Source organism: Streptomyces sp. SID12501, assembly GCF_010550245.1.
GTDB lineage: Bacteria > Actinomycetota > Actinomycetes > Streptomycetales > Streptomycetaceae > Streptomyces.
In genome coordinates, this window is record NZ_JAAGLU010000004.1 from 206,802 (window position 1) to 222,141 (window position 15,340).

Annotated in this window: 17 protein-coding genes; 7 read left to right on the forward strand and 10 right to left on the reverse strand. The window is 71.1% G+C overall.

From position 1 onward, the window contains the following. Nucleotides 1–56: 56 nt before the first annotated feature. The 4 genes from G3I71_RS06055 to G3I71_RS06070 are packed head-to-tail and all read right to left on the reverse strand — an operon-like array spanning nt 57 to nt 3,925. Nucleotides 57–419 (reverse strand): hypothetical protein, encoded by a 363-nt coding sequence (locus G3I71_RS06055; RefSeq protein WP_164312861.1) that lies wholly within the window; start codon nt 417–419, stop codon nt 57–59. Next, nucleotides 416–1,123, reverse strand: coding sequence for an ABC transporter ATP-binding protein (locus tag G3I71_RS06060; RefSeq protein WP_164312862.1), 708 nt, complete (start codon nt 1,121–1,123; stop codon nt 416–418). Before G3I71_RS06060 ends, G3I71_RS06055 begins: the two co-directional genes overlap by 4 nt. Beyond that, entirely contained in the window at nt 1,120–1,866 is a 747-nt protein-coding gene (locus G3I71_RS06065) for an ABC transporter ATP-binding protein (protein ID WP_343242863.1), read from the reverse strand. The genes G3I71_RS06060 and G3I71_RS06065 overlap by 4 nt, the downstream gene beginning before the upstream one ends. After that, on the reverse strand, nt 1,811–3,925 hold the full coding sequence (locus G3I71_RS06070) for an ABC transporter permease (RefSeq protein WP_164312864.1): 2,115 nt from the start codon (nt 3,923–3,925) through the stop codon (nt 1,811–1,813). The genes G3I71_RS06065 and G3I71_RS06070 overlap by 56 nt, the downstream gene beginning before the upstream one ends. Nucleotides 3,926–4,039: 114 nt before the next feature. On the opposite strand from G3I71_RS06070, the gene G3I71_RS06075 reads away from it, so the two are divergent. Genes G3I71_RS06075 through G3I71_RS06095 form a run of 5 tightly spaced genes read left to right on the forward strand, consistent with a single transcriptional unit; the run spans nt 4,040 to nt 7,722 of the window. After that, nucleotides 4,040–4,510 carry a pyridoxamine 5'-phosphate oxidase family protein gene (locus G3I71_RS06075; RefSeq protein WP_164312865.1) on the forward strand — a complete coding sequence of 157 codons (471 nt, stop codon included), beginning with the start codon at nt 4,040–4,042 and terminating at the stop codon, nt 4,508–4,510. Between the two features lie 56 nt (nt 4,511–4,566). Beyond that, nucleotides 4,567–4,986, forward strand: coding sequence for a nuclear transport factor 2 family protein (locus G3I71_RS06080; protein WP_343242864.1), 420 nt, complete (start codon nt 4,567–4,569; stop codon nt 4,984–4,986). Continuing rightward, nucleotides 4,983–6,083, forward strand: coding sequence for an acyl-CoA dehydrogenase family protein (locus G3I71_RS06085; protein ID WP_164312867.1), 1,101 nt, complete (start codon nt 4,983–4,985; stop codon nt 6,081–6,083). Before G3I71_RS06080 ends, G3I71_RS06085 begins: the two co-directional genes overlap by 4 nt. Nucleotides 6,084–6,085: 2 nt before the next feature. Further along, complete coding sequence (locus G3I71_RS06090; RefSeq protein WP_164312868.1) at nt 6,086–6,874, forward strand: acyl-CoA dehydrogenase family protein; 789 nt, start codon at nt 6,086–6,088, stop codon at nt 6,872–6,874. Nucleotides 6,875–6,924: 50 nt separating this feature from the next. Further along, nucleotides 6,925–7,722, forward strand: coding sequence for an acyl-CoA thioesterase domain-containing protein (locus G3I71_RS06095; RefSeq protein WP_164312869.1), 798 nt, complete (start codon nt 6,925–6,927; stop codon nt 7,720–7,722). A 20-nt stretch (nt 7,723–7,742) separates the two neighbouring features. Here G3I71_RS06095 and G3I71_RS06100 read toward each other — a convergent pair whose 3' ends face one another. After that, nucleotides 7,743–8,888 (reverse strand): thiolase family protein, encoded by a 1,146-nt coding sequence (locus tag G3I71_RS06100; protein ID WP_164312870.1) that lies wholly within the window; start codon nt 8,886–8,888, stop codon nt 7,743–7,745. Then, nucleotides 8,881–10,302 carry a class I adenylate-forming enzyme family protein gene (locus G3I71_RS06105; protein WP_239148943.1) on the reverse strand — a complete coding sequence of 474 codons (1,422 nt, stop codon included), beginning with the start codon at nt 10,300–10,302 and terminating at the stop codon, nt 8,881–8,883. The genes G3I71_RS06100 and G3I71_RS06105 overlap by 8 nt, the downstream gene beginning before the upstream one ends. 78 nt (nt 10,303–10,380) lie before the next feature. Here G3I71_RS06105 and G3I71_RS06110 point away from each other — a divergent pair, with 78 nt between their 5' ends. Continuing rightward, the gene (locus G3I71_RS06110; RefSeq protein ID WP_164312872.1) at nt 10,381–11,145 is read left to right on the forward strand and encodes an SDR family NAD(P)-dependent oxidoreductase; all 765 of its coding nucleotides are present in this window, start codon (nt 10,381–10,383) and stop codon (nt 11,143–11,145) included. Between the two features lie 17 nt (nt 11,146–11,162). Continuing rightward, nucleotides 11,163–11,894 carry an SDR family NAD(P)-dependent oxidoreductase gene (locus G3I71_RS06115; RefSeq protein WP_203729460.1) on the forward strand — a complete coding sequence of 244 codons (732 nt, stop codon included), beginning with the start codon at nt 11,163–11,165 and terminating at the stop codon, nt 11,892–11,894. Between the two features lie 70 nt (nt 11,895–11,964). On the opposite strand, the gene G3I71_RS06120 is transcribed toward G3I71_RS06115, so the two are convergent. The 4 genes from G3I71_RS06120 to G3I71_RS06135 are packed head-to-tail and all read right to left on the reverse strand — an operon-like array spanning nt 11,965 to nt 15,291. After that, the gene (locus G3I71_RS06120; RefSeq protein ID WP_164312874.1) at nt 11,965–12,798 is read right to left on the reverse strand and encodes an SDR family oxidoreductase; all 834 of its coding nucleotides are present in this window, start codon (nt 12,796–12,798) and stop codon (nt 11,965–11,967) included. Next, the gene (locus tag G3I71_RS06125; protein ID WP_164312875.1) at nt 12,795–13,250 is read right to left on the reverse strand and encodes a VOC family protein; all 456 of its coding nucleotides are present in this window, start codon (nt 13,248–13,250) and stop codon (nt 12,795–12,797) included. Before G3I71_RS06125 ends, G3I71_RS06120 begins: the two co-directional genes overlap by 4 nt. Beyond that, the gene (locus tag G3I71_RS06130) at nt 13,247–14,338 is read right to left on the reverse strand and encodes a CaiB/BaiF CoA-transferase family protein (RefSeq protein ID WP_164312876.1); all 1,092 of its coding nucleotides are present in this window, start codon (nt 14,336–14,338) and stop codon (nt 13,247–13,249) included. The genes G3I71_RS06125 and G3I71_RS06130 overlap by 4 nt, the downstream gene beginning before the upstream one ends. Then, entirely contained in the window at nt 14,335–15,291 is a 957-nt protein-coding gene (locus G3I71_RS06135) for a TIGR03564 family F420-dependent LLM class oxidoreductase (RefSeq protein ID WP_164312877.1), read from the reverse strand. Before G3I71_RS06135 ends, G3I71_RS06130 begins: the two co-directional genes overlap by 4 nt. Nucleotides 15,292–15,340: the final 49 nt, after the last annotated feature.

A 15,340-nucleotide genomic window follows, 5' to 3' on the forward strand; every position in this document is an offset into this window, starting at 1 on the left:
CCAGGGTCCCTTTCGAGCGGACGGTCGAGGTCACGCGGGTGATCGCGGGGCCGGAGTCACTCCGGGTCGTGCAGCCGGTCCTGGTCGCGCAGTCGTTCGGCGAGGAGGCTGACGTCGTACGACTGGCGGGCCATCCAGAACCGCAGGAAGCCGGTGAGGGAGTAGCGCAGGAACAGCGCCGAGCCCACAACTCCGGCAGCGATTCCGGCGAGGCCCAGAGCGAGACCGTCGTTCTGGACGAGGGGGTCGAGGGTGTTGTGGGCGACCAGGTAGCCGGAGGCGCCGAGGATCAGGCCGAGTGCCATCAGGGTTCCGCCGAGGCGCAGCCAGAGCCCGGAACGGGCGGCGGCCGGGTCGGGGATCTTCAGTTCGGTCAGTTCGCGGACGAAGCGGTCCGCACGTGGCTCGGTGGACGTCATGCGGAACTCCCGAGGTAGAGGGCGGACAGTTCGGCGCGCAACCCGTCGTCGGGGTGGCCCTGCCGTTGGATCCGGCCGCGCACGAGTACGGCGGCACGGTCGGCGATGTCGAGGACGGCGGCGGCGAACTGCTCGACGACCAGTACGGCCACACCCTGGCGGGCGATCTCCGCGACCTGTTCGTAGAGGCGGGCGACCACCAACGGGGCGAGTCCCATGGAGAGTTCGTCGAGAAGCAGGACGGCCGGGTCCGTGGCGAGCCCTCGTGCCAGGGCGAGCATCTGCTGTTCGCCGCCTGACATGGTGCCGGCCGCCTGCGAGGCACGCCGGGCGAGGACGGGGAAGCGGCTGAACGCGATTTCCTCGACCTCGGCCCGGCTGCGGCCCGTGTAGGTCATCATCAGGAGGTTGTCGCGCACCGAGAGGTTGGGGAACACCCCGCGGCCCTCGGGGATCAGGCACACTCCGGCGCGGGCCAGGTCGCGCGGAGCGGCTCCCGTCATGTCACGCCCGCCAAGGAGGAGTTGCCCGGACTCCGGCGGGTGGACGCCCGCCGCGATGCTCAACGTGGTCGTCTTTCCAGCGCCGTTGGGGCCGAGCAGCGCCACCACCTCGCCTGCGGCGACGCTCAGATCGACTCCGTGCAGGACGGTGATCCGTTCGTGGGCGGCGCGGATGCCGCGCAGTTCGAGTAGCGCGTTCACGCGTCCCCCAGATAGGCGGCTAGGACCGTCTCGTCGTTGCGGATCACCTCGGGCGGGCCGACGGCGATGACCTTCCCGAGGTCGAGGACGTACACGTCGTCGCAGACGCTCATGACGAGACTCATGTCGTGTTCGACGAGGACGACCGCGGTGCCGTCGTCGGCGAGGGAGCGCAGGAGAGCGGCGAAGCGTTCGGTCTCCTCGCCGTCCTGTCCGGCGGCGGGTTCGTCGAGCAGGAGCACCTTGGGGCGCAGGGCCAGCGCCCGGCCGACCTCGACGAGGCGGCCGACACCGGTGGGCAGACTGTCGGGGGCGGTGTCGGCGATGCCGGTGAGGCCCAGCCGGTCGAGGATCTCCGTGACGACGGCGACCGCGCGCGGCCGTTCGGGTCCGAGTTCGGCGGCGACGAGCAGATTGTCGCGGACGCTGAGCCGGCCGAACAGCTCCAGCCGCTGGAACGTGCGGGCGAGTCCGCAGTGCGCGCGGGCGGAGGGACGCAGCCTGGTGACGTCCCGGTCGCCGAGGAAGACCCGTCCCGAGGACGGTCTGCGCAGCCCGGACGCGACGTCGAACAGGGTACTTTTCCCTGCCCCGTTGGGCCCGATGAGCCCGGTGACGCGGCCGGGCTCGGCGGTCATACCGACCCCGTCCAACGCCCGGTTCCCGCCGAAGGAAACCGTCACTCCACTAACTCGCAGCGACGCCACGGGCCAGCACCTCCCCGTCCTCCGGGCGCCAGTCACGCCGTACGCCCCACCACTCGACCGGAATCTCCGGCTCGGCCGCCGGGGCCTGCCTGACGCTCGCCCATGTCCGTAGTGCGACGGCCACGACGACGGCTCCGCCGAGGAAGGTCCAGCCGTTGATGACGTCGCCCAGGCGCAGCAGCCAGGCCGTGGCCAGCCAGGCGGCGAGTGCCGTGAGCGCGATGCGGTCGCGGCCGAGCGGCTCCCACTGGCGCCGGAAGTGGGCCGAGATGCCGTCGGGGCTCTTGCCGAGGCCCATACCGGCGAGGGCCGGCAGCAGGGCGACCGGATTCTGCAGCGCGGGCGCGACGGCGACCAGCGCGTTGGTCGGTCCGATGAGCGCCGTACCGGTGAACAGTCCGTTGCCGACCGCGCCGAGGCCGCCGATCACCGCGACCAGGAAGATCGGCAGCCCGGCCACGAGGTTGAACTGGTCCGGTGTGATGGCCCGTTGCTGCATTCCGTAGAGCGCGCCGCCGAGGCCCGCGATCCCCGAGGCCAGCGCGAACACCAGCACCTTGGCGACGAGCAGGTTGCCGCCGAGCGTGGCGTATGCGGCCTCGCTGTCACGCAGGGCGATGAGCCGCCGCCCGAACCGGCCCCGCCGCAGCGCCGCGACGCCGATCGACGCGAGGGCGAGACAGACCGCGGCGAGCACCATCAACTCCTCCCCGCTGTCCAGTCGTAGCCCGAACAGCGAGGGCCCGGTCACTTCCACCGAGCCCTGGTCGAACAGTGCGACCTCGATGCCGAACACGTGGAAGGCGGGGAGGGTGAAGATCCAGCGGTCGAGTACGACGGCGAAGGCGGCGGTCCCCAGCGCCAGGTACACGCCGGACAGCCGCAGCGCGGGGAGCGCGATCAGCGCCCCGGCGACCGCCGAGACCAGAACCGCCAGGCCCAGCGCCCACAGTTGCCCATGAGCGCCGAAGTGCGCCCACACGACCGCGCCGATCCCGGCCATGCTCAGCTGGCACAGGGAGATCTGGCCCGCGTAACCGGTCAGGGGGACGTACGAGAGGGCCACCACGCCGAGCGAGAAGATCGGTCCGTAGGTGATGAGGTCGGCCTCGCCGAGCATCGATGCCAGCACGACTCCGAACGCCACGGTCACCACAGCGAATACCAGCGTGCCGCGTGGAGTGGGTACTGGGACCGGGGCCAGCCGCCGGTCGCGTCCGCGCAGCCGCCGGTGCGGGAACACCAGCAAAGCGATGAACAGGAGCAGGGCGGGCGCGGCGAGGCGCAGGCCTGGCAGGTAGTCGTTCTGCGGCAGGTAGCCGGTCAGATAGCTCTCCGTGCAGCCGATGACGACTGCCCCGATGAAGGTGAGCGGCACACTGCGCAGTCGGCCGAAGACGGCGGCGGTGTAGGCGCTGACGATCAGGAGGGAGAGCTGCGCGGCATCGAGGGTGACGCTCGGTGCGATCAATATGCCACCGAGTGCGGCGAGTTGGGTGCCCATGATCCAGGCTGCCTTGTTGGCCCGTACGGGATCGGCGCCGGTGAGCCCGACGAGTGCGCGGTCGTCGACGGTGGCACGCATCTCGGCGCCGGCGCGGGTCCGGTAGAGCAGGACGCGCAGTCCGGCGGCGACCGCGAGGGCCACACCCATGGTGATGGCCTGGTGCCAGGTGACGGCGGCAGGGCCGATGTGGAAGGGGGTCCGGTCGGCGAAGAAGGCGGGCAGCGGCCGGGCCACGTTCGGGTCCCAGATCCAGCGGGCGACCCCGATGAGTCCGCTGAGCAGCGCGACCGTCATCACCAGCCGTTCCGCTTCGCCGAGCGCCTGCACGGGCCGCAGGATGAACCGCTCGACGAGGAGCCCGAACGCCGGGGCGAGCAGGAGCAGTACGACGGCCAGTGCGACCGGAACCGGCCACCCCCAGCCGACGGAGAGCTGCCAGTAGGTGAAGGCCGAGAGCATGCCCGCGGCGCCGTGCGCGAAGTTGAACACGCCGGTGGTGGTGTAGGTGAGTACGAGGCCGCTGCCGATGACCGCGTAGATCGCGGCAGTGCTGAGGCCGACGATGCCGAAGGTGAGGAACTGGTCCATGACGCGCCGTCACTCGATGTCGGGGTCGGCCGACGGAGTGGTCCCCTCTCTGAGGGTGGAAACTAGCTTCTCAATTGGAGAGAATCAAGCATTCCGACAAGCCTGGGAGAAACGATGACCGGACAGCGCAGGGGAACCGCGATCGCCATGACCGAGCCGGAGCGGGACGCGTTCCTGCGTACCCGGCCCGTATGCCGGGCGGCTACCGTCGGAGCGGACGGCGCCCCTCATACCAGCGCCCTGTGGTTCGTGTGGGACGGAGCGGCCCTGTGGCTCAACTCGCTGGTCCGCAGCCAGCGCTGGACCGACCTGGACCGCGACCCGCGGCTCAGCGTGATCGTGGACGACGGGGGCTCCGACTTCACCCGACTGCGAGGCGTGGAGCTGAGGGGCCGTGTGGAGGTGGTCGGCGAGACGCCCCGGAAAGGGGCGCCTGTGGATGAACTCCGGGAGCCCGAACGCCTGTTCGCGGACAAGTATGCCGACGGCCGGGACTTCCCGTACGACGGGCGGCACGCATGGCTGCGGGTGACGGCGGAGAAGGTGGTGAGCTGGGACTTCTCGAAGCTGCGGCGGGACCGTTGACGTCTTCGCGGCCTCCGTGAGAACCTTCCGCTCTCTTTTAGAGAATGGAATTCTCAGTGTCCACTGACGACCTGATGGAGATCCAGCAACTGCTGGCCCGGTACGCGGTGTACATCACCCAGGGGAACCTGGACGGCGTGCTCGCGGTCTTCACTCCCGACGGGACCTACAGCGCCTTCGGCGACACCTACGCCCTCGACGAGTTCCCGGCACTGGTCGCGGCGGCGCCCAAGGGCCTCTTCCTCACCGGGACGGCCGTTGTCGAGCCGGGCAGGGACGAGAACTCCGCGTCCGGCACGCAGCCTCTGTGCTTCGTCGACCACACCACCCACGACCTGCGCATCGGCTACTACAACGACACCTACGTGCGCACCGCCGACGGCTGGCGGTTGCGCACCCGCGCCATGACGTTCATCCGCCGCAGCGGCGCGCACGACTCGGGCCGCCCGCACGCCTATCAGCGCCCCGGGACATGAACGTCACCGAGTTCCGCACGGACCTGCGGCGCTGGCTCGACACGAACGACCTCTCCCCCGGCCCCGACGACTCGCTCGACGCGCAGGTCGCGCAGCTCGCCCGGATCCGGCGCGCGCTGTACGAGGCGGGGTGGATGCGGTACGGATGGCCCGCCGAGGTGAGGGGGCTCGGCGGGCCGGCCGTACTGCGCGCGGTGCTCGGCGAGGAGGTCGCCACCAGAGGCCTGGCCGAGCCCGGGATCTATTCCATGGTCGAGGTTCTGGCCCCGACGATGATCTCGTACGCGCGTCCGGAGCTGGCCGCCGAGATGGTCCCGCTGCTGCTCGGCGGACGGGAACAGTGGTGCCAGGGCTTCTCGGAACCGGGTTCCGGCAGCGACCTGGCCTCGCTCACCACCAGGGCCGTCCCTCGAGGTGACAGTTGGGTGGTGACGGGCCAGAAGGTGTGGACGAGCCTCGCCCAGTACTCCGCCCGATGCGTCCTGCTCACCCGCACAGCCCCCGGCCATGCGGGCATCACCGCTTTCTTCGTCGACATGGACACCCCCGGGATCACCGTCCGGCCGCTGCGCACCATGCACGGGGTGGACGAGTTCGCGGAGGTGTTCTTCGACGACGCGGTCGTCCCCGGCGACCGGATGCTGGGCCGCCCGGGCGACGGCTGGCAGCTGGCGATGGACCTGCTCCCGCACGAGCGCTCCACATGCTTCTGGCACCGGATCGCCCATCTCTACACCCGACTTGATCGTCTGCTGGAACAGGCGCCCGCACCCGACTCCGCCCAGGACGACGACGCCCTCGGCGCCGCCTATCTCGCCCTCCACACAGCCCGCTGCCGCTCCCACGCGACGCAGCGACGCCTGGCGGAAGGGGAGCACCTGGGCCCGGAGACCTCCGTCGACAAGGTCCTGCTGGCCACGGCGGAGCAACAACTCTTCGACACCGTACGGGACTTGCTGCCCGGCGTTCTGGAGCTGACCGAGACGCCCTGGCGGTCGGAGTACCTGTACTCACGCGCGGCGACCATCTACGGCGGCACCGCCGAGATCCAACGGAACATCATCGCGCGCCGGTTGCTGAACCTGGGGAAGGAGTAGCCGTGGACGCCGCCGAACGGGACCTGCTGGCCGAGACGCTCCGCAAGACGATGGCGACGGCGACAGGTCCGGCGCTCGACTCGGCACTGAGCGACCTCGGTTGGTCCGACCTGCTGGTGGAGGCGCCCAAGGCCGCGGTCCCGCTCGCGTTCCGGCTGCTCGGCGAGACGGGCGCCCATGCCTCGCTCCTCAACGACGTGATGCTGCACGCGGCGGGTCTGCCGCTCGGGGGCACGCCAGCGCTGCCGTACACAGGCGGCTCGTGGGTGGTGTGGGAGCGCGGCGGGAGTGGGACGCCGGGTATCTCTCTCGACGATGAACTGCCATTGCAGGTCGGCCCTGTTGGGGAGCCGATTCCGCTCGGTGCGGGTCGGCTGGCGCTCGGCTGGTGGTTGGTGGGCACCGGGCGGGCGATGCTCGCGCTGGCCCGCTCGCATGTGCTGGACCGTACCCAGTTCGGCCGGCCCCTCGCTTCCTTCCAGGCCGTACGGCACCGGCTCGCGGAGACACTCGTCGCCCTGGACGGCGCCGAGGCGACCCTCGTGGCCGCCGACGACGACCTCGGCGCGCTGCTGGCCAAGGCCGCGGCCGGGCGGGCCGCGCTGACTGCGGCCCGGAACTGTCAGCAGGTCCTGGGCGGGATCGGCTTCACCGCCGAGCACGATCTGCACCGGCATGTCCGGCGGGCGCTGGTGCTGGACGGACTGCTGGGCAGCGCACGGGAGTTGACACGGGAGGCGGGGGCGCTCGTACGGGAGAGGCGGTCGGCGCCACGGCTGGTGCAACTCTGACAGCCGTCTCTCACCTCTGTCCCCTCTCTGTCCGGTATCTGGGAGCCCCTGTGACGGATCTCTGGAGTGACCTCCTCGCGTGCCTCGACCTCCGTCCTGCCGATGGGGACTCGGAGTTCGAGGGAGCCAATCAACGCCTCGGCTATCACCGGCTGTTCGGCGGCCAACTGCTCGGCCAGTTCGTCCGGGCGGCCACACTCGCCTCCCCGGACAAGGCGGTGAAGTCCGTACACGCCCTCTTCGCCCGCGCGGGTCGGCCCGACGAGCCCGTCCGCTACGAGGTGTCGCGTCATCACGAGGGCGGAACCTTCGCTACGTTGGGGATCATCGCCCGTCAGTCCCCCGGCGTCATGGCCACCGCCTCGGTGTCGATGCACGCCGTCGAGGACGGCCCCGACCACCAGACGCCGTTCCACGTCCCCGCCGTACCCGGCGAGGAGTACTCCGTGGATCTGGATCTGCTGCCCTGGGACACCCGCGCGGCCAGCGCCCTGGACACGCCCAAGTCGGAAACGCCCGAGTACGAGCTCTGGATGCGCACCCCGGCCGTCGGCCCCGAACTGGCCCCCGCCCTCACGGCGTACGCCACCGATCTGAGCCTCATCGGCACTGCGCTGCGCCAGGTCGAGGGGATCGGTCAGCACGATGCGAACACGGTGTTCACGTCGGCCGTGACGGCGCACACCGTCCGCTTCCACCGGCCCTTCCGGACCGACGCCTGGCTGCTCCTGCGCCAGCACAGTCCCCTTGTGGCGCACGGCCGTTGCTACGGCCGCGGTGACGTACTCACCGAAGGGGGCTCCCTGGTCGCCTCGTACGCCCAGGAAGCCCTGCTTCGCTTCACATAGCCGACGGCCGTCAACTCACGTCACGGTGCCGGTACTTCGATCACCGTCGCCGAGCCCATCCCCCCGCCCGCGCACATGGCGGCGACGCCGATCCCGCCGCCGCGCCGACGCAGTTCGTGCACGAGGGTGACCAGCATCCGGGCGCCCGTGGCGGCGACCGGGTGACCGAGCGAGCAGCCGCTGCCGTTGACGTTGACGAGGTCCGGGTCGAGGCCGAGTTGCTTGACAGCGGCCACGGGTACGGCGGCGAACGCCTCGTTGATCTCGTAGAGGTCGACGTCGGAGAGTGAAAGCCCCGCGCGCTTCAGGGCCTTGGGGATCGCGGTCACCGGGGCGAGACCCATGTCGGCGGGGTCGACGCCCACGGACGCCCACGACCGGACCGTGCCGAGAGCCGGGAGGCCGAGGCGGTCGCTGGCGATGACCAGGGCCGCGGCGCCGTCGTTCGCACCGCCCGCGTTGCCTGCCGTGATGCTGAAGCCCTCGATCTCCGGATGCAGCGGCTTGAGCGCTGCCAGCCTCTCCGCGCTCGTGTCGCGTCGCGGGTGCTCGTCGACGGAGAAAAGGCCGTGTGGGGTGTCGATCGGGACGAGTTCGGCGTCGAAGCGGCCCTCGTCGATGGCGCGTACGGCGTTGCGGTGGGAGCGCAGCGCCCAGTCGTCCATCTCGGCGCGGCTCAGACCCGCCCGGACGGCCGTGTTCCAGCCGACAGTGATCGACATGTCGGTGTTGGGGGCGTCCGGCCGGGCGGGGTGGGTCGGTGACATCCAGGGTTCCCACTCCCCGTCGGCCTTGGTCACCGAACGCGGCGAGGTGGAGGCCGAGTTGACTCCGCCGGCGATGACAAGCTCGTCCATGCCGGCGCGGATGCTCGCCGCCGCGCTCTGGACAGCGGCCTGGCCTGCCGCGCAGTGCCGGTTGTGAGCGAGGCCGGGCACCCAGGTGAGGCCGGCCGTCAGCGCGGCATGCCGGGCGATGACTCCGCCGCCGTACAGGCCCTCTCCGAGGACGATGTCGTCGATGAGGGACGCGTCCACGCCGTCGGTGGCGGCTGCCGCGGCGACGATGTGGTGGGCGAGGTCGAAGGCCGTGGTGTCGCGCAGCGTGCCCTTGAAGGCGGTGCCGACGGGAGTGCGCAGGGCGGACACGATGACGGCTTCAGGCATGGGTGGCCTCCAGGTCGGCGAGCAGGGTGCGGCGCAGCAGCTTTCCGGTGTCGGTCTTCGGCAGTTCGGCGCGGAAGACGACGGTGTCGGGGGTCTTGGCGGAGCGCAGGCGTTCCCGGACCCAGGCGAGGATCTCGTCCGGGTCGCCCTGCCCGACGAGCACGGCGACGATCCGCTGCCCCCACTCGGGGTCGGGCAGTCCGAGCACCGCCGCCTCGACGATGCCGGGATGGGTGAGGAGGACGTCCTCGATCTCGGCCGGGGCGATGTTCTCGCCGCCCCGGATGATGGTGTCGTCGGCACGCCCCTCGATGAACAGATAGCCGTCGGCGTCGAGCCGCCCGCGGTCCCGGGTGGCGAACCAGCCACCGGCGTCCAGAGCGGCACCGTGTCCTCCGTACTCGCCGGAGATCTGTTCACCGCGCACGAACACCAGCCCTGTACCGCCGACTTGGACCAGCTCGTCGGTCTCCTCACCGCGGATCTGGATCTCGACGCCCGGCAGTGCGCGCCCCACCGAACCGAGCCGCTCGCGCACCGCCGGTTCGTCGGACAGGAGCGCCTGGCGGTGGTCGTCGGGGCCGAGGACGGCGATCGTGGACGTGGTCTCGGTCAGTCCGTACGCGTTCACGAAACCGGTGTCCGGGAAGGCCCGCAGCGCCCGTTCGACGACGGGTCGCGGGGTGCGGGCGCCGCCGTACGCGAGGCTGCGCAGCGTCGGTGTCCCCGCGGTGGCACCCTCACGGACCTCGGCGACGATCCGGGCGAGCATCGTCGGGACGACCAGCGCGTGGGTGACGCGCTCGCGTCGGACGGTGGCCAGCCACTCGGGCGCGTCGAAGGCGGACTGGTACACGATCCTGCGCCCCGAGTAGAGGTTCGTGAGCAGGTTCATCAGACCGGCCACGTGGTACGGGGGCACCGCCACGAGTGTCGCGGCGTCGGGCTCGGCGGACCCGAACTCCTGGGTGTTGAACACGTAGGCGAGCAGGTGGCGGTGGCGCAGGAGCGCCGCCTTGGGTTCGGCCGTCGTCCCGCTGGTGTAGAGCACCACGGCAACGGCGTCCTGGTCCTGCGGCGCCGGCTCGTCGTCGCCCTCGCCCATCTCCAGCGCGGCTGACAGGAGTTCGTCGAGGTCGGCCGGGTTCAGTACCAGGGCACCCGGGTGGCGGCCCAGCAGTCGGGCCAACTGGTGTTCACCGAGGCGGTAGTTGAGGGGGATGAAAGGAACTCCCGCCAGGGCCGCGCCGAACAGGGCGACGGGGTAGGCGAGATGGCTGGCGCCCAGATAGAGGACGGCCGAACGGCGCCGGAAGCGGTGTGCGGCGGCCCGGGCGCGGTCCAGCAACTCCGAGGCGGTCAGGGAACGGTCGTCCGCCGTCACCACCACCCGGTCTCCGGCCGAGCTCGCCATCTCCAGAAGCGTGGTTATATTCATGAGAATGCTATTCTCATCTGACTAGAGCCCTGCTTGCAAGAGAGGAAAACCTTGATGCAGATCAGTGGCAGCTCGGCAGTCGTCGTCGGCGGGGCGGGAGGTCTGGGCGAAGCCACCGTCCGCCGACTGCACGCGGCGGGAGCGAAGGTGGTCGTCGCCGACCTCGCCGACGAGAAGGGCAAGGCGCTGGAGCAGGAGCTCGGCGTGCGCTACGTCCGGACGGACGCCACCAGCGAGGACGATGTCCTGGCGGCGCTGGCCGAGGCCGAGTCGGCGGGACCGCTACGGATCTCGGTGGACTGCCACGGCGGCCCGGCGAGCGGCGGCAGGCTGATCGGCAAGGACGGCACACCCATCAGCCTCGACGGCTTCAGGACGACCATCGACGTCTATCTGACCGGCGTCTTCAACGTGCTGCGCCTGGCCGCCGCCGCCATCGCCAAGCAGGAACCGACGGATGACGGCGACCGAGGGATCATCGTCAACACCGCTTCGATCGCGGCGTACGAGGGCCAGATCGGCCAGCTCCCCTACGCTGCGGCCAAGGGCGGGGTCGTGAGCATGACCCTGGTGGCCGCCCGTGACCTGTCCCCGCTCGGCATCCGGGTCGTCACCATCGCCCCGGGCACCTTCCTGACTCCGGCCTACGGCAAGGCGGGCGACCAGTTGGAGGCCTACTGGGGTCCCCAGGTTCCGCATCCCCGGCGGATGGGCCGCTCCCCCGAGTACGCGGCGCTCGTCGAGCACATCTGCGAGAACGGCTATCTCAACGGCGAGGTCATCCGCCTCGACGGAGCACTCAGGTTCCCGCCCAAGTGAGCGGCGGGAGTGGGTCGTTGAAGGGGAAGGTCGCGTTCGTCGCCGGCGCGAGCCGGGGCATCGGGCGGACCGTCGCCGTCGCTCTGGCGGAGGCCGGGGCGTCGGTGGCGGTGGCCGCGCGGTCCGAGGAGGCGGGCCGGTTGCCGGGGACGATCCACTCGGTCGCCGACGCGATCACGGAGGCGGGCGGCCGGGCGTTCGCGGTGCCCTGCGACGTCAGCAGCGAACAGTCGGTGGAGGCGGCCGTGGCGTCGGCCGTCGGCGAGTTCGGCGGCATCGACATCCTGATCGCCAATGCCGGGGTGCTGTGGCTCGGCCCCGTCGAGTCCACACCGCTCAAACGCTGGCAGCTGTGCCTGGACGTCAATCTGACGGGCGTCTTCCTCGTCACCAAGGCCGTGATCCCGTACGTCCGGGAGCGCGGCGGCGGTTCGCTGGTGGCCGTGACGACCAGCGGGGTCGGGATGACCGACCGGGGTGCCAACGCGTACTGGGTGTCCAAGGCGGCCGTAGAACGGCTCTACCTCGGGCTCGCCACCGACCTTCGTGCCGACAACATCGCCGTCAACTGCCTGGCCCCGTCCCGGATCGTCCTCACGGAGGGGTGGCAGGCGGCGGGCGGTGGCCGCGAGATCCCGCCGGAGATGGTGGAGCCGCCGGAGGCGATGGGCCGGGCCGCGGTACGGCTGGCCGGGCAGGACTCGGGCGGGATCACGGGGACGCTACAGCGCTCGGAGCCGGTCGGCTGAGGAGCGAATACCGGATGCCATCCTCCGTACGGGAAAAGGTAGTTGGCATCCGGCACGTCAGGTGTACGTCCTACCGCCCAGCCCGTTCCCGTACCGCCGCACAAGCTCCGCCGTCGATCAGCAGGTCGATGCCCGTGATGAAGCTCGCCTCCGCCGAGAGCAGGAAGGCGACTCCCGCGGCGACCTCCTCGGCCCGGCCCGGACGGCCGGTCGCGGACCGGCGTACGAGCGCGTCCATGGTCGGCTGGTTCGCGGCTTCCTGCCTGCCCTGCGGGGTGTCTATGACGCCGGGCGAGACCGAGCAGATACGGGCGCCGAGCGGGCCGAGCCGGAGCGCCTCACTCCGTACGAAACGGTGTACCCCGTGTTTGGCCCACGCGTAGGCGGCGCCGCTGTCCTCGACAGCCGGTCCCAGAGCATCGTGGAGCCGGCCGAGGAAGGCGTCGTCGAGAGGATCGTCCAGGACGGCGGCGACAGCAGGATCGGCTTCCAGGTTGCCGAGCAGCGGGGCCATCGAGGCGAAGCACACCAGCGCCGTACCGTCCGTGGCGAGCGGGCGCAGGGCCTCGGCGAGCCGCGCGGTGCCCACCAGGTCGACCGCGAAGATGGTCCGCCAGTCGGCCATCGTGGGCGAGATTCCGGCGGCGTGGGCGACGGCGCGCAGGGTGCCCAGTTCGGCGGTGCGTGCGGCGAGCCGGGCCAGTCCGTCCCGGTCGGTGACGTCCAGGACGAACGGCTCGACGGCCGTGGCCCCTCCAGCACCTGCCAGTTCCTTCGCCGCCGCTGTCACGGTCGCCTCGTCCCGGTCGACGAGCAGCAGCGTGTCCACCGTGCCGACCAGCCGCCCCGCGCACGCCAGCCCCATCCCCCGCCCGGCACCGGTCGCGATACCTACGGTGTTCATGCTCTGTCCCCTCCGTCGGCCCAGAACTTCTCCAGCATCGGCTGTGCCGCCCGGTCCACGAGTTCGACGAGGACACCGTCGGGGCCGCGCAGGAACGCGAAGGCGGACCCGGCGGGTCCGATGCGGGACGCCTCGAGCGTGTATCCGAGGTCGACGAGTCCGGCGCAGTCCGCGCCGACGTCGTCGGACCAGTAGCCGACGTGGTGGACTCCCCCGCCGGGCGCCGCTTCCCAGAGGGTGCCGGGGATGCTCCGGAGGATCTCCAGCCGGGGTGAGGTCCGCGAGTACACGCAGCTGAGCCGTACTTCCGCGTCGCCGGTCGACAGTGTCACGGTCAGCGGGCCGGCGATCTCCGCGCACCACTCGTAACCGAACGCGGCCGACAATCCGGCGAGGGTCCCTTCGAAGTCCTCGGCGACGATGCCAAGGTGGAACTGGTCCTCACCTCTCATGACTCGACCACCTCACGCTCACCGGAACCGCGCAGGACGGCACCGTTGTGCTCGCCCAGCCGGGGTGGCGGCCGGTGGTCGGGCTCGTGACCGGCGATCCGTACCGGGCTGCGGACCAGCCTGTAGTCACCCGCCGTCACCACGACCTCAGGTGTGGCTGCCAGTGCCTCCGGCAGCGTGCGTACGGCGGCGGCCGGTACGCCCAGGGGCCGCAACCGGGCTTCCCAGGCCGCGGCGGTGTCGCCCGCCAGAACCGCCGTGACCGCCTCCAGCACCTCTTCCCGCCGGGCCGCCCGCTCTGCCATGGTCGGAAACCCCTCGACGCCCGCCTCGGCGGCGAAGGACTTCCAGAAGCCGTCGTGGGTGATGAACAGCGCCAAGTGGCCCTCAGCTGTGGGGAAGAGCTGCGCCGGTACGTAGTACGAGTGCGCGCCGAGCGGCAGGCGCCGTGGCTCGGTGCCCTCGTTGAGGTAGGCCGAGGCACGGTAGTTGAGCTGGGACAGCATCACGTCCCGCAGGCAGACGTCGACTTGGCCGCCACGACCCGACACGATCTGCGCGAGCAGACCCAACGCCGCTGTGAGGCCGGTCGAGTTGTCAGCGGCGGAGTAGCCGGGCAGTGTCGGCGGGCCGTCGGGATCGCCGGTGAGCGCGGCGACTCCGGTGGCCGCCTGGACGACGTAGTCGAAGGCGGGCTCGTCACCCGTGGCCAGCCCGAAGCCGGTCAGCGCGACACACACGATCCGCTCGTTCCACTTCCGCAGCGCCTCGTACGTCAGCCCCAGCCGGTGGATCGCCGACGGCTTGAGGTTGACGAGCAACGCGTGCGCGTCGGAGGCCAGTTCACCGAGTCGGTCCTGGCCCTCCGCGGTCGTCAGGTCCAGGCAGACACTGCGCTTGCCCCGGTTGAGGCTGGCGAAGTAGGCGTCGCTGACCTGCCGCGAGATGTCCCCGCCGGGCGGCTCGATCTTCGTGACCTCGGCTCCGAGGTCGGCGAGCATCATCGTGGCGTAGGGCCCGGCCAGCATGTGGCCGACCTCCAGGACGCGGATGCCCGCCAGTGGCCCGGCGGTCGGCCCGGGGCTCATCGCACTTCCGCCGCGATGGTGGCCAGCATGTCCCGTGTACGGCGCTTGGAGGCGACAAGTTCTTCCCTGTCCTCGCCGATCGGCAGCAGCCGTACCGACAGGTCGGTCACTCCGGCGTCGGCGAAGCGGCGGAACCGGGCCAGGATGGCCGCCTCGTCGCCGGCCGCGCACAGGTCGCCGATGTCCTGGGCGTCGCCGTAGTCCAGCAGGCGCTGGTAGTTGGGCGAGATCTCGGCCTCCCCGAGGATGCGGTTCGCGCGTTCTCGGGCCGCGTCGACCTCCGTCGGGCGGCACAGACAGACCGGGATGCCCGCGACGACCCTGGGCGCCGGCCTGCCCGCGCCCTCGGCCGCCTTGGTGATGCGCGGGACGACGTGGTCGGCGACCGCTCGTTCGTCGGCCATCCAGAGGACGGTGCCGTCCGTACGCCCGCCCGCGAGGGCCAGCATGACCGGGCCGAGCGCGGCGATCAGGACGGGCAGCGGGCCGACCGGGCCGAGGTCGAGCGGGTTGTGCACGGTGAAGGTGGCGTTCTCGACGTCGACCGGACCGGGGCCGCGCAGGGCCACGTCCAGGACGTCGAGGTAGTCGCGGGTGAACGCGGCCGGCCGCTCGTACGGCAGCCCGAGCATGTCCCGGACGATCCAGTGGTGCGAGGGTCCGACGCCCAGCGCCAGTCGGCCCCCGGTCGCCGCCTGCGCGGACAGCGCCTGGCGGGCGAGGGCGATCGGATGCTGGGCCTGGAGCGGTACGACCGCCGTCCCGATCTCGATCCGTTCGGTCCGCGCGCCCATCAGCGCGACGGCCGTCAACGCGTCGAAGTCCGTGGGTATCTGGGGCACCCACGCGGTGTCGAGGCCCGCCTGCTCGGCCCACATCACGTCGTCGATCATCCGCGCGACCTTGCGCGCGGCGTCCCCACGCTCCGGCCCGATCATCACACCGACCCGCACAGTGCCTCCAGACGTCCGACAGGTTTCCGAGCAGAGTTCGAGCAGAGTT